The 13,458-nt window shown below is 72.5% G+C and carries 7 protein-coding genes and 1 pseudogene; 3 read left to right on the plus strand and 5 right to left on the minus strand.

The genetic code is table 11. From position 1 onward, the window contains the following. Window positions 1–350 precede the first annotated feature (350 nt). The 3 genes from QFZ64_RS04510 to QFZ64_RS04520 form a co-directional block, all read right to left on the minus strand. Complete coding sequence (locus QFZ64_RS04510; protein WP_307062551.1) at window positions 351–1,454, minus strand: 4-oxalomesaconate tautomerase; 1,104 nt, start codon at window positions 1,452–1,454, stop codon at window positions 351–353. Beyond that, window positions 1,451–2,161 (minus strand): 4-carboxy-4-hydroxy-2-oxoadipate aldolase/oxaloacetate decarboxylase, encoded by a 711-nt coding sequence (locus tag QFZ64_RS04515; RefSeq protein WP_307062553.1) that lies wholly within the window; start codon window positions 2,159–2,161, stop codon window positions 1,451–1,453. The genes QFZ64_RS04510 and QFZ64_RS04515 overlap by 4 nt, the downstream gene beginning before the upstream one ends. Before the next feature lie 127 nt (window positions 2,162–2,288). Beyond that, on the minus strand, window positions 2,289–2,942 hold the full coding sequence (locus QFZ64_RS04520; protein WP_307062555.1) for a GntR family transcriptional regulator: 654 nt from the start codon (window positions 2,940–2,942) through the stop codon (window positions 2,289–2,291). A gap of 243 nt (window positions 2,943–3,185) precedes the next feature. Here QFZ64_RS04520 and QFZ64_RS04525 point away from each other — a divergent pair, with 243 nt between their 5' ends. Then, window positions 3,186–4,007, plus strand: a complete 822-nt coding sequence (locus QFZ64_RS04525) for an MIP/aquaporin family protein (protein WP_307062557.1) — start codon at window positions 3,186–3,188, stop codon at window positions 4,005–4,007. Between the two features lie 124 nt (window positions 4,008–4,131). Here QFZ64_RS04525 and QFZ64_RS04530 read toward each other — a convergent pair whose 3' ends face one another. After that, on the minus strand, window positions 4,132–4,848 hold the full coding sequence (locus QFZ64_RS04530) for a GAF and ANTAR domain-containing protein (RefSeq protein WP_307062559.1): 717 nt from the start codon (window positions 4,846–4,848) through the stop codon (window positions 4,132–4,134). A gap of 224 nt (window positions 4,849–5,072) precedes the next feature. Then, entirely contained in the window at window positions 5,073–6,161 is a 1,089-nt protein-coding gene (locus QFZ64_RS04535; RefSeq protein WP_307062560.1) for a glutamate--cysteine ligase, read from the minus strand. Between the two features lie 320 nt (window positions 6,162–6,481). Between QFZ64_RS04535 and QFZ64_RS04545 the strand changes: the two are divergent. Then, window positions 6,482–10,739: pseudogene (locus tag QFZ64_RS04545) on the plus strand (HAMP domain-containing protein). 336 nt (window positions 10,740–11,075) lie between these two features. Next, window positions 11,076–13,445, plus strand: a complete 2,370-nt coding sequence (locus tag QFZ64_RS04550; protein ID WP_307071570.1) for a SpoIIE family protein phosphatase — start codon at window positions 11,076–11,078, stop codon at window positions 13,443–13,445. Window positions 13,446–13,458 lie beyond the last annotated feature (13 nt).

Consider the following 13,458-nt stretch of genomic DNA (forward strand, 5'->3'; position numbering starts at 1 on the left):
CCGTTCGGCCTCCGTCCGGGTGAGCAACGGCCAGTCCGGTACCGGCACCAGGCGGGTGAGCGGGTCGCACAGCTCGACGCGGTTGCCGCCCGGCTCGTGGAGGTAGAGGAAGAACGTCTGCCGGATGGCGTGCTCGTGCGGGCCGGTCCCGATGAACACGCCGGTGTCCGGGGCGAGTTCGGCCGCGCGCAGGATGTCCTCGCGGGTGTCGGTGGCGCACGCGAGGTGGTGCGGCCTGCCCCGCGAGCCGGTCCCGATCCTCAGTGTGGACGCGTCGAGGTCGGGGGGTGAGCAGTTGGACGTGCCCGAGGTGGGCGATGTCTCCCGGCGGCGGAGTCATCCGTGTCTCCTCAGGCGTGGCGGGCGGGGGCCGTGTCCGCGGACCGGGGGAACACCGTGCCGTCGAAGAGCTTGCGGGCGGTGCGGACGACGGCCGTGCGCCGGGCCACCGGGAGGGCGCCCTCGGCGCCGTCCCCCGCGGGTGTGCCGACGCTGGTCTCGATGTCGAGGAAGCCGGTGGGGTGCTCGATGCGCAGCCGGTCGCCGTCGGGCAGCCGGGCCAGGTCGTGGCCGACGGCGCCCTCGATGCGCAGTGCGGCGCCTACGCCGGCGGCACCGAGCACGCCGATGGCGGTATGGCAGCGCACGGGGATGAAGGTACGGGTGGTGACCGTGCCGCCGTCACGGGGCGGGGCGAGCAGCGACATCTTGGGCACGGTGGTGTGCGCGATGTCGCCCAGTCCCATCAGCCGGCCGGCCGCCAGCCGGATCTCCCGCAGCCGGTCGGTGAGGGCGGTGTCCGCCTCCAGTTCCTCGGGCGCCTCGTAGCCGGTGATCCCGAGATCGGAGGCGGCGAGCAGGACCGTCGGCATGCCGTTGTCGACGCAGGTGACGTCGATGCCGGCGATCGTGTCGCGGATGTTGCCGGTGGGCAGCAGGGGGCTGTCGCCCGGGGGGAACTCGATGACCACGGGCGCCGCGGTGCCGGGGACGCCGGAGATCGCGGCGACGCCGGTGTGGTCGACGCGGCCGCCCGGGGTCGGGAACGTGGCGGTGGCGAGGTCACCGGTGTTGAGCATCCGGATGCGGACCGAGGTGTGTCCGTCCGCCGCGGGGACGAGTCCGCGTTCGACGGCGAAGGGGCCCACTCCGGCGAGCAGGTTGCCGCAGTTCTGCCGGTCGGACACCTCGGGGGTGTCCACGCCGATCTGGAGGAACAGGTAGTCGACGTCGGCTCCCGGGTGCGCGGAGGCGGAGACGACGGCGACCTTGCTGGTCAGCGGGTGGGCACCGCCGAGGCCGTCGATCTGGCGGGGGTCGGGACTGCCCATGACGCGCAGCAGCAGGTCGTCCCGGGCGGCCGGGTCGGCGGGGAGGTCCCCGGCGAGGAAGTAGGCGCCCTTGGAGGTGCCGCCCCGCAGCAGCATGCAGGGGACCGCGTCGTATCCGGTCATGCCCGCTCCCCCGGACGGAGGTGTTCCTCGTGGGACTCGTAGCGGACCCCGAGCCGCTCCAGGGTCTCGCGCAGGCCGTAGCGGTCGAGGCCGAGCTGTCCCTCCTGGAAGGCGGCGCGCGAGGCGGCCTCCTTGCGTTCGCGGGCCTCGGACGCCTCGGCCGTCTGGCGGGCGCGTTCGCGCGGTACGCACACCACGCCGTCGTCGTCGGCGAGGATCACGTCGCCGGGGCGGACCACCTGGCCGCCGATCGCGACGGGCACGTTGACGGAGCCGCCGGTGGCCTTGACGGTGCCCTGGGAGCTGACGGCGGCGGCCCAGGCGGGGAAGCCCATGGCCCGCAGTTCGGCGGTGTCGCGGATGCCCGCGTTGATGACCAGGCCGCGCACCCCGCGCCGCCGCAGCGCGGTGGCGAACAGTTCGCCGAACATGCCGTCGGTGGAGGGCGAGGTGGTGGTGACGACCAGCAGGTCGCCCTCGCGGCACTGCTCGACCGCCGCGTGGATCATGAGGTTGTCGCCGGGCCAGGAGAGCACCGTCACGGCGGTGCCCGCGACCCGGATGTCCTGCTGGACCGGACGCAGATGGGTACCGAGCAGACCGGTGCGGCCCATCGCCTCGTGCACGGTGGCCACGCCGTACCCGGCGAGGGCCTCGACATCCTCGGCCGCCGCCCGGGGCGGTCCGGTGACGATCACTCCGCTCATGCCGCCTCCTCCGTCTCCCGGGGGCGGACCGCTTCGGCGGGGTCGGCGGGAGGGGGTACGGCGGGCGCGTCGGCGTCGGTCATGCTGCGGTCTCCTCGGTGACAGGTGGGCGCGCCCGCCCCCGGCGTCAGTCGCGGCGGTACGCCTCGATCACGCTGCTGAGGTGGGCGCGGACGGCCGCGTCGGCCGCCCGGGAATCCCTGGCCCGGATCGCCTCGATCATGGCCAGGTGCTCGTTCAGGGACTGCTGCGGGCGTCCGGGGCGCAGCGCCAACTGGAAACGGTGGCGTACCAGTTGAGCGTTGAGGCGGTCCAGCAGTTCCACGGCCACCTGCTGGCCGGAGATCTGCAGGATGCGGCCGTGCAGTTCGGTGTTGAGGTCCGAGTAGGTCAGCGGCTCGCCGGCGGCGACGGCCTTGGTCATGGCCTCGCCGAGGTCGGCCAGCCCGGTGAGCTGCTCGTCACTGGCCATGACGGCCGCCTTGGCCGCGCACAGCCCTTCCAGGACCATCCGGCACTCGGTGATGGCGACGGCCTCCTCCACCGACACCACTCGTACCCGGGACCCGCGGTTGCGGATCCGTTCGACGAGGCCCTCCGACGCCAGATCGATCAGTGCCGCCCGGATGCTGGCCCGGGTGACTCCGAACTCCTCGGCCAGTTCGTTCTCCACCAGCCGCTGGGCCGGAGCCATCTCACCGCGCAGGATCGCCTGCCGCAGCTTCGCGAACGCGAGCTGTTTGGCCTGCTCCCCGGTGCCCGGCCGGGCCTCGTTCGGCATGTGCCCTCCCTGAATGAGTGCCTGTCGAACGTAAATCTATCGCGACAAGATTGTCAACAATTTTGTTCGCCAAGTGCGGGCACTCCCTCGCGACGGCCGAACGTGCGGGATCCGGGTGACTGGCCGAGAGTGAAGGCGCGGTCGTGGCGAAATAGTCGGCGCATGCCCGGATGCACCACCGGGAAGTCGAGCGGACACTGACACAGAACAACACCATGGTTACCGGAGAAAGGCGGCGCCCCTATGGCACAGCGAACGTCCGGGCGGGGACTGGCGGGTGAACTGGCCGCGGAGTTCCTGGGCACCCTGATCCTCATTCTCTTCGGCTGCGGGGTGGTCGCGCAGGTCGTGGCCGCGCAGGTCGGCGATCACGACAGCATCGCCTGGGCGTGGGGCCTCGGCGTCACGCTGGGCGTCTACGTGGCGGCCAGGCTCAGCGGTGCCCATCTCAATCCGGCCGTCACAGTGGCCCTGGCCTGCTTCAAGGGCTTCTCCTGGCGCAAGGTCGTTCCCTACTCCCTGGCCCAGACACTGGGCGCGTTCATCGCCGCGCTGCTCGTGCGGTGGAACTACACGGAGGTCCTCGGCAAGGCCGACCCCGGCCACACCCTGAAGACACAGATCGTGTTCTCGACCCTCCCCGGCAACGGCACGTTCCCGGTGAGCGAGTGGGGGGCGCTGCGTGACCAGATCATCGGAACCGCCATTCTGCTGCTCCTGATCTTCGCGATCACCGATCTGCTCAACACTCCCCCGGGCGCCAACCTGGCGCCGTTCATCATCGGCCTCGTGGTCGTGGCGATCGGCATGGCGTGGGGCACCGACGCCGGATACGCCATCAACCCCGCCCGCGACCTCGGCCCCCGTCTGGCCAGCTACCTCACCGGGTACGGCCACGCCTGGCGCGATCAGTACGGCAATCTGTACTTCTGGGTGCCCATCGTCGGGCCGCTGATCGGCGGTGTCCTGGGTGCCGCCCTCTACCGGTACATGATCACACCGTTCCTGTCCGCGGAATCCGGCGAACAGGAACCCGGCCGGATCCCGGCGCCCAAGGAGGAGTAGGCCCCCGCCACGGCTTACGGCAAGCTCCCCGGCAGGGCTTCGATACGGGGGAGGGCAGCGTGCGGGGTCACGACGGACGGCCCCGCCCGCACTCCCGGTTCCGGCGCCCCTCCGCCCGCACGCCTCAGTGCGGCAGGTTCTCGCCGCGGACGATCCGCTCCGCGATCTCCCGCAGCTTGACGTTCAGGTCCTGAGAGGTCCGCTTCAGCACCGCGAACGCCTGGTCCTGCCGCAGGTCGAACCGCTCCCTGACGATGCCGATCGCCTGGCCGATCTCGTCCCGGGACCGCAGCGCCGTCTGCAACTGGTCCTCGGTACGGGCGTGCGCGAAGGCGACCGCGGCGTGCGAGGCCAGCAGCCAGCCGAGGTGCTCGTCCTGCGGGGTGAAGGCGTTCGGCGCGAACGAGTACACGTTGAGCGCGCCCAGGGTGTTGTGCCGGTCGAACAGCCGGAACCCCATGGCGCTGCGCAGCCCCAGCTCGACGGCGCGCGGCGCGTAGCGGGGCCAGGAGTCCCCCGCCTCGCGCAGATCGGGGATGTGCTGCACCGAGCCCTCGAGCGTGACGACGTCGAAACAGGGCCCTTCGCGCAGTTCGCCCTGTACGGCGTCGGAGGCGCGCACCACGTCGTCCGTGGCGGCGATCGTCGTCACGGCCCTGCGCCGCAGGGTGAGGATGCCGGCCGCGTCACAGCCGTCGATCAGCGCGACCGCGTGGGCGGAGATGCGGTCGACGGTGTCCTGCACGGACTCCTGGGCGAGGAGATCCCGCGCCATCGCCGCGAGCCGGTCGGCGAGCGTCGGCCACTTGTCGTCCTTCGCCTGCGGGGAGACCTCACCCACGCCATGACCTCCCTGCGACCGAGACGGTGCGGCCACACTACTGCACGGACCGGGACCCCCCTTCGCGTGGCGCAGGTCACACCGCGGCGTCCCGGCGTACCGGAACTCCACCCGATGGTTTACCGTTCACCGATATGTGGCCCCCGGCCACCACGAGCGGCCCCGGCTGGTCTCCCCCGTCCAGCCGGGGCTTCCCCGTTCCCGGACGCCGGCGCCCGGCGCGTTCAACCCTGGGCGCGGCGCGCGCACTCCGCGACGACGGCTCCCAGGTTCCCCTTCTCCTCCAGCAGGCGGCGCTGTACCACCGCCCCGTTCCCCTCCCGCAGGACCGTCGCCGCCGCCTCACGCGCATGCTCGGCGTCGCCCGTCTCGTTCAGGGCCGTGTCCACATGGTCCAGCAGCGCGCCCACCACCTCCGGGGCCGGCCGCGGCCGCATCGTCACCGGATCCAGCAGCTCGCCCTCCACGCCCGAGCGCGCGGCCCGCCACGCCGCCAGCCGCATCAGGCTCACGTCGTGCGGCACCGGCTCCACCCCCGCTGCCGCCTCCCGCGCCGCCGTCTCGACGAGTCCGCGCGCCAGCGTGGCCACGAGCACGGTGGTGGAGGCGTCCAGGCACACGTCCGCGACCCTCAGCTCGACCGTGGGGTACGTCCGGGAGATCCGTGCGTCGAAGTAGACCATGCCCTCGTCGTGCAGCGCCCCGGTGGCGACCATGTCGCCGACCAGCCGGTGGTAGGCCTCGGCGGAGCCGAACAGGGCGGTGGGGCCCGCCATGGGCCAGCGGGCCCACACCCGGCTGCGGTAGCTGGCGTAACCGCTGTCCTTGCCCTGCCAGAAGGGCGAGTTGGCGCTGAGCGCGGTCAGCACGGGCAGCCACGGGCGGATGCGGTCCAGCACGGCGACCGCCTCGTCGTCGGAGTCGACCGACACATGGACGTGGCAGCCGCAGACGAGCTGTTCCCGGGGCAGCAGGCCGAACTCCCGCGCCATCCACTCGTACCGGCTGTTCACGGTCAGCTTCGGGGTGACCGGCAGCGGTGAGGTGGCGAGCGCGGCGGCCACCGCGCCCACGTCCCCGGCGTGCCGGGCCGCCTCCTTGCGGAAGCGCAGGATCTCGGCGCCGAGATCCTGCATGCCGGACTGCGGATGGGTGGCGAACTCCAGCATCTGCGAGTGGAGCTCCTTCTCGAAGACGTCGTCCCCGCCGCCGTCCTGGGCGGCGCGGGCCAGCACCGCCGCCGCCAGGGCGCACGGCTCCCCGCTGTCCGGATCCACCAGGAGGAGCTCCTCCTCCACGCCGACGGTACGCACGTCGTTTCTCCCTCCCTGTACCAGGTGCCCACGACCGATGCGCCGACCGCACGGCTGTGCTACGCAGGTGCCCCGTCGCGGCCCCCGGAAACCGGTGCGCCGCCGGACACCGGAACAACCACGCACGTCACCCCGCCTCCGTGCCCCCGGGGCGCTTTGTTGCCGCCCGGCCATGTGGGTTAGCCTGCCGCGTATTTCTCATGAGGCGGATCGCCGGTGCGGCGGGGAACCCTCGGGAGCCGGACGGGCGATCCCCGGCCGGCCCCGCTGCGTTCGTACGCCATGACCGGTGACTCCTGGAACGCGGGACGAGGGTGGGCATGAGCAGGGCGACGGACGAGGCCGGGAGCCGGGGCTCGGGCGATCAGGAGCTGCGCCGGCTCCTCGCCGGCCTGACGGCGGTCCGGGACGGCGACTTCGGCACCCGGCTGCCGGACGACGGCGGCGGGCTGCTCGGCGAGATCGCCACCGTCTTCAACGGGATGGTGGACCAGCTCTCGCTGTTCACCTCCGAGGTCACGAGGGTGGCCCGCGAGGTCGGCACCGAAGGCACCCTGGGCGGTCAGGCGGAGGTGCCGGGCGTCTCGGGCACGTGGGCGGACCTGACCGACTCCGTGAACGCGATGGCCGGCAATCTGACCACCCAGGTGCGCGACATCGCCCAGGTCGCCACGGCCGTGGCCAAGGGCGACCTGTCGCAGAAGATCGACGTGCCGGCCCGGGGCGAGATCCTGGAGCTGAAGGAGACCGTCAACACGATGGTCGACCAGCTCTCCGCCTTCGCCGACGAGGTCACCCGCGTCGCCCGCGAGGTCGGCAGCGAGGGCCGCCTCGGCGGCCAGGCGCAGGTGCCCGGGGTCGGCGGGGGTGTGGCGGGATCTGACCGACTCCGTCAACCACATGGCCGGGAACCTCACCTCCCAGGTGCGCTCCATCGCCCAGGTGACGACGGCGGTGGCGCGCGGCGACCTGTCGCAGAAGATCACGGTGGACGCCCGGGGCGAGATCCTGGAGCTGAAGAACACCATCAACACGATGGTCGACCAGCTCTCCGCCTTCGCCGACGAGGTCACCCGCGTCGCCCGCGAGGTCGGCACCGACGGGCGGCTCGGCGGCCAGGCGGACGTGAAGGACGTCCGGGGCACATGGCGCGACCTGACCGACTCGGTGAACTCCATGGCCGGGAACCTGACCGACCAGGTGCGTTCCATCGCCCAGGTGGCCACGGCCGTCGCCAAGGGCGACCTGTCGCAGAAAATCACCGTGGACGCCCGGGGCGAGATCCTGGCCCTGAAGGACACCATCAACACGATGGTCGACCAGCTCTCCGCCTTCGCCGACGAGGTCACCCGCGTCGCCCGCGAGGTCGGCACGGCCGGCAACCTGGGCGGCCAGGCACAGGTGCGGGGGGTGTCGGGCACATGGAAGGACCTCACCGACAACGTCAACGTCATGGCGTCGAACCTCACGGGCCAGGTCCGCTCCATCGCCCAGGTCGCCACCGCGGTCGCCAAGGGCGACCTGTCGCAGAAGATCACCGTCGAGGCCAAAGGCGAGGTCGCGGCGCTCGCCGACACCATCAACACGATGGTGGACACGCTGTCCGCGTTCGCCGGTGAGGTCACCCGTGTGGCCCGCGAGGTCGGTACCGAGGGCCGCCTCGGCGGCCAGGCGCTGGTGCCGAACGTGGCCGGCACCTGGAAGGACCTCACCGACAACGTCAACTCGATGGCGAACAACCTCACCGGCCAGGTCCGCAACATCGCCCTGGTCACCACCGCGGTGGCGCGCGGCGACCTCACCCAGAAGATCGACGTGGACGCCCGGGGCGAGATCCTGGAGCTGAAGACGACGATCAACACGATGGTCGACCAGCTCTCCTCGTTCGCCGCCGAGGTCACCCGCGTCGCCCGCGAGGTCGGCAGCGAGGGCCGGCTCGGCGGTCAGGCCGAGGTGGAGGGCGTCTCGGGCACCTGGAAGCGGCTCACCGAGAACGTCAACGAACTGGCGGGCAACCTCACCCGTCAGGTGCGGGCCATCGCCGAGGTGACCAGCGCGGTCGCCGAGGGCGACCTGACCCGGTCGATCACCGTGGACGCCTCCGGCGAGGTCGCCGACCTCAAGGACAACATCAACTCGATGGTCGGCTCGCTGCGCGAGACCACGCGGGCCAACCAGGAGCAGGACTGGCTCAAGACCAACCTGGCCCGCATCTCGGGCCTGATGCAGGGCCACCGCGACCTCGCCGTCGTCGCCGAGCTGATCATGGACGAGCTGACCCCGCTGGTCTCCGCCCAGTACGGCGCCTTCTACCTCGTGGAGGACACGGTCCGCGGCACCGAGCTGCGGCTGATCGGCTCCTACGGCTACCCGGCCGAGGACGGGCGCCCCGAGCGGATCCCCCTCGGCCGTTCCCTGGTCGGCCAGGCCGCCCGCAACCGGCGCGCGATCACCGTGGACGAGTTGCCGGCCGGGTACGTGACGATCTCCTCCGGGCTGGGGCGGACCGCGCCCACCGCACTGCGCGTGCTCCCGATCGTGGTGGAGGACCAGGTGCTGGGCGTCATCGAGCTGGCCTCGGTGACCCGCTTCACGCAGATCCACGTGGACTTCCTGGACCAGCTGATGGAGACCGTCGGCGTCAACGTCAACACGATCGTCGCCAACGCCCGTACGGACGAACTGCTCCTCGAGTCGCAGCGGCTCACCGCCGAACTGCAGGCCCGCTCCGAGGAGTTGCAGGTTCAGCAGGACGAACTGCAGCGCTCCAACGCGGAGCTGGAGGAGAAGGCCACACTGCTGGCCGAGCAGAACCGGGACATCGAGACGAAGAACCTGGAGATCGAGCAGGCCCGGCAGGAGCTGGAGACCCGCGCGCAGGAGCTCTCCCTCGCCTCGAAGTACAAGTCGGAGTTCCTGGCCAACATGAGCCACGAGCTGCGCACCCCGCTCAACAGCCTGCTCATCCTCGCCCAGTTGCTGGCCCAGAACCCCTCGCACAACCTCACCCCGAAGCAGGTCGAGTACGCCGGGATCATCCACTCCGCCGGTTCGGACCTGCTGCAGCTGATCAACGACATCCTCGATCTGTCCAAGGTCGAGGCGGGCAAGATGGACATCAGCCCCGAACGGGTGCCGCTGCGCCGGCTGCTGGACTACGTCGAGGCCACGTTCCGCCCGATGACGAGCCAGAAGAGCCTTCAGTTCACGGTCTCCACCGCACCCGGCGTGCCGGTGGACCTGCTGACGGACGACTCCCGGCTGCGGCAGGTGCTGCGCAATCTGCTCTCCAACGCGGTGAAGTTCACCGAGCGGGGCAGTGTGGAACTGCGCATCGAACCGGCTCAGGCCCAGGACGTCCCGGCGACCGTGCACCACGGGGGCGCCGTGGTGGCGTTCCACGTCAAGGACTCCGGCATCGGCATCGCCGCGCACCAACTGGAGACCATCTTCGGCGCGTTCCAGCAGGCGGACGGCACCACCAGCCGCAAGTACGGCGGCACGGGCCTCGGTCTGTCCATCACCCGGGAGATCGCCCATCTGCTGGGCGGCGCGGTGACGGTGGAGAGCACCCCGGGACAGGGCAGCACCTTCACCCTGTATCTGCCGGTCGCCCGGGCGGACTTCGAGGAGCTGACCCGGGCGCCGCAGCCGGCGGCGCTGCCGGCCGGGTCCGAGGCGCCGTCCGCGCCGGTCGCGGCCGCGCCGCCGGCCGCGCGGCGCAGGCGCCGGCTGCTCATCCTGGAGGAGCGGCCGCGCGGGCTGCTGACGCTGGTCGCCGAGAGCACCGTCGCCAATCTGACGCGCGGGCACGGCGGCGCCGATCCGCGCGAGGTCATCGACATCATCACCACCGTCGACGCCCAGGAGGCGGCCGGGGCGCTGGCCGCCGAGCCGTGCCACTGCGTGGTGCTGGACCTCGGCGTGGGCGACGACCAGGCGGCACGCTTCCTGGAGGCGCTCGACGGGGACCCGGCCCCGGCGTCCGTGCCGGTGCTGGTCCACAACGGGCGGCGGGTCGACGTCGACCGGGACCCTGGCCTGCGCGGACGCACCGAGAGCGGTGCGCTGGAGATCCTCTCCAGTCTGGACGAACTGCGCGAGCGCATCGCGCTGCACCTGTCGGCCGAGGAGCCGGGCGAGGTGCTGCCGCTGGTGCGCACGGAGAAGCCCCAGCCGGCGGCGCCGGTGGTGGACGGGTCCTTCGCCGGCCGTACGGTCCTCGTCGTCGACGACGACGCCCGCAACCTCTTCGCCCTCAGCGGCATCCTGGAACTGCACGGTTTTCAGGTGCTGCACGCGGACAACGGCCGCAAGGGCGTGGACACGCTGCTCGCCCATCCGGAGGTGTGCCTGGTCCTGATGGACGTGATGATGCCGGAGATGGACGGCTACGCGGCCACCGCGGAGATCCGCGGTCTGCCGCAGTACGCCGACCTGCCGATCATCGCGGTCACCGCGAAGGCGATGCCCGGCGACCGGGAGAAGAGCCTGCTGTCCGGCGCGAGCGACTACGTGACCAAGCCGGTCGACGCGGGCGACCTGATCGCCCGCGTCCGCCGCTGGCTGACCGGCTGAGGACCGGGCGGGTGCCCGCACCGCCCCCCCTCCCGTCGTACGGACCTCTCCGACCGCCAGCCGAGGAGCACGACCGAAGTGACCACACCCCACCGGCCCGACCCGGCTCCGGAGGAAGGCCGGCCCGAGCCCGCGCTCGCTCCTGCCCCTCCCCCCGTCCCGGCCGACGGCGCCGCGCCGCAGGCCGCCGCCGTCGCCCCGGTGCCGCGCCCCGCCCCGCTGCCGGACGACGCCCGGTCGGCCGGCGGGGACGACCGCTCCCCACTGCTCGCCCCGGAGGCGGACGTCGAGCCGGCCGGGGAAGCGGGGGAGGCCTTCGGCGAGGTCGGGGCGGCCTTGGGTGGGGCCACCGATGACGCCGCGCGGACCGCCGTGGGCCGTCTCGCGGCGACCGTACGGCGGCTGCGGCAGGAGGTGTGGGCCGCACAGGCCGCCGCCGACGGGCGGGCCCTCCTCGACCTGGCGCGCGGCATCCTGATCGAACGGCTCGGCCTCGGCCCCGTCGAAGCCTCCCGGCACCTCACCGCCCTCGCCGAGCAGGCCGGGGTGGAACCCCTGGAACTGGCCGTCGACGTCATCAACCAGGCGGCCCGCGACCGCCTCTCCGAGGTCGCCGCGGAGTTCGTCGCCGAGGCCACCCGGGGGCCGGGCACCCGCGGCGGTTCCCGTAGCGCCTCCCCCGCGGTGGTCCGGCTGCGCACGGCGGAGAGCGGCGCGCTGGCCGCCGCGGACGCCCAGGCCGTCGCCGACTCCCTGCTGCAGCACGCCCTCGCCCCGCTGGGCGCCTGCACGGTCGCGGTGTGGGCGGCCCGCTCCGACGGTTCCCTCGCGCTGGCCGGCAGCGCCGGCTTCTCCGCCGCGGAGGCGGAGCGCTGGTGCTACGTCCCGCCGGGCGTCGCCACCGTCGCCCGCCGCGCGCTCACCGAACGCGGCACCCAGTGGTACGCCTCGCTCGACGAGGCGGGGGTACCCACGATCGGGCACACCGAGTTCCCGTACGGCGGCCGGGTCGCCGTGCCGGCCGGCACCGGCGGACGGATCCACGGCGTGCTGGAGATCGGCTGGGCCTCCCCGCTCGCCCCGCAGCCCCCGCAGATCGTGCGCCAGGTCGAGGCGCTGGCCGAACTGTGCGCACACACCCTGGAGACGCACACCGCGCCGGCCGTCGCCCCCGGCGGGCCGCGGACCCGGCCCGGCGTCTCGGAACTCGTGCACCTCGCCGAGGGCCTGCACGACCCGGCGCTGGTGCTGGTGCCCTGTTCCGACGACGACGGCCATCTCCTCGACTTCCGCATCCACTACGTCAACTCCCGCTTCCTCGACCCGGCCGGCCGGCCGCGCGGCGCCGTGAACGGGGCCCTGCTCCTGGAGGCCTATCCGATGGCCGCCGGGCAGACCGATCTGTTCCAGCAGATCGAGCGGGTCTACGCCACCGGCGAGCCGTTCCGCGCGCAGCGCATGACGCTCACCGCGCTGGTGGAGCAGGTGCCGCTGTCAGCGGTGGCCGACGTCCACGTCAGCCGGCACGGCAGCAGCCTGCTGTTCATCTGGCGGATCGAGGACGAGACGGCCCGGCTCGCCAGTCTGCTCCAGCACGCCCAGCGGCTCGGCCGGATCGGCGGCTTCGAGGAGAACCTCCTCACCGACGGCGTCACCTGGAACAGTCAGCTCTACGGCCTCTTCGGCCGCCCCTCCCACAACGTCCCGGTCCGGCTGCAGGATCTGCCCGCGCACGCCCACCCCGACGACGCCGTCGCCCTCGGCCGCTTCCTGCGGACCGTGCTGCACAACCGGCGCCCCGCCTCGGTCGCGTTCCGGCTGCAGCGCCCGGACGGCGTGACACGGCACATGCGGGTGGTGGCCGAGCCGGTGCTGGACACCCACGACGGGCTGCTCGCGGTGCGCGGCGCGTACCAGGACATCTCCGCCCAGCACTGGACGGAGGTCGCGCTGGCCGCCACCCGCGACCGGCTCGCGCACACCGAGCAGGAGTCCGCCGAACGCAACCGGCTGGCACTGCAGTTGCAGCACGCGATCATGCCGCCCGCGCAGGCGCCGCTGGAGATCCCCCAGTTGCAGCTCGCCGTGCGCTACCGGCCCGCCGAGACCGAGCAGTTGGTCGGCGGCGACTGGTACGACGCGGTCGTGCTGCCGTCCAAGAAGGTGCTGCTGTGCGTCGGCGACGTCGCCGGCCACGGCATCGACGCGGCGACCAGCATGGTCGTGCTGCGCAACGCGCTGCGGGGCCTCGCGGTCACCGGCGCCGGGCCGGCCCAGATCCTGTCCTGGCTGAACATGGTCACCCACCATCTGACCGGCGCCGTCACCGCCACGGCCGTGTGCGGCCTGTACGACCCCGTCACGCGCTCCTTGCGCTGGGCCAGGGCGGGGCATCTGCCTCCTGTGCTGGTGCGCGACGCGGAGGCCGCCGCGCTGCCGCTGGTGCGCGGCATGCTGCTCGGCGCGGTGTCGGAGACGACGTACGAGGAGGCCGAGGTGCGTCTCGCCCCGGACGACACGCTGCTGATGTACACCGACGGTCTGATCGAGCGCCGCGACCTGCCGGTGGAGGAGTCGCTCGCGCACCTGCTCACCGTGGCCGGCACGCCCGCCTCGCCCCTGCCGCAGCAGTTGGACCGGCTGCTCACGTACAGCAGGTCGGACACCGACGACGACACCTGCATCGTGGGCATACGTGTGCTCTGACCTGCGACGCAAG

This window comes from Streptomyces sp. B3I8, from assembly GCF_030816915.1.
Classification (GTDB): domain Bacteria; phylum Actinomycetota; class Actinomycetes; order Streptomycetales; family Streptomycetaceae; genus Streptomyces.

Coding starts and splice junctions, on each gene's coding strand:
- QFZ64_RS04515 (WP_307062553.1), bottom strand. CDS start 2,161: ATGAGCGGAGTGATCGTCACCGGACCGCCCCGGGCGGCGGCCGAGGAT.
- QFZ64_RS04510 (WP_307062551.1), bottom strand. CDS start 1,454: ATGACCGGATACGACGCGGTCCCCTGCATGCTGCTGCGGGGCGGCACC.
- QFZ64_RS04525 (WP_307062557.1), top strand. CDS start 3,186: ATGGCACAGCGAACGTCCGGGCGGGGACTGGCGGGTGAACTGGCCGCG.
- QFZ64_RS04520 (WP_307062555.1), bottom strand. CDS start 2,942: ATGCCGAACGAGGCCCGGCCGGGCACCGGGGAGCAGGCCAAACAGCTC.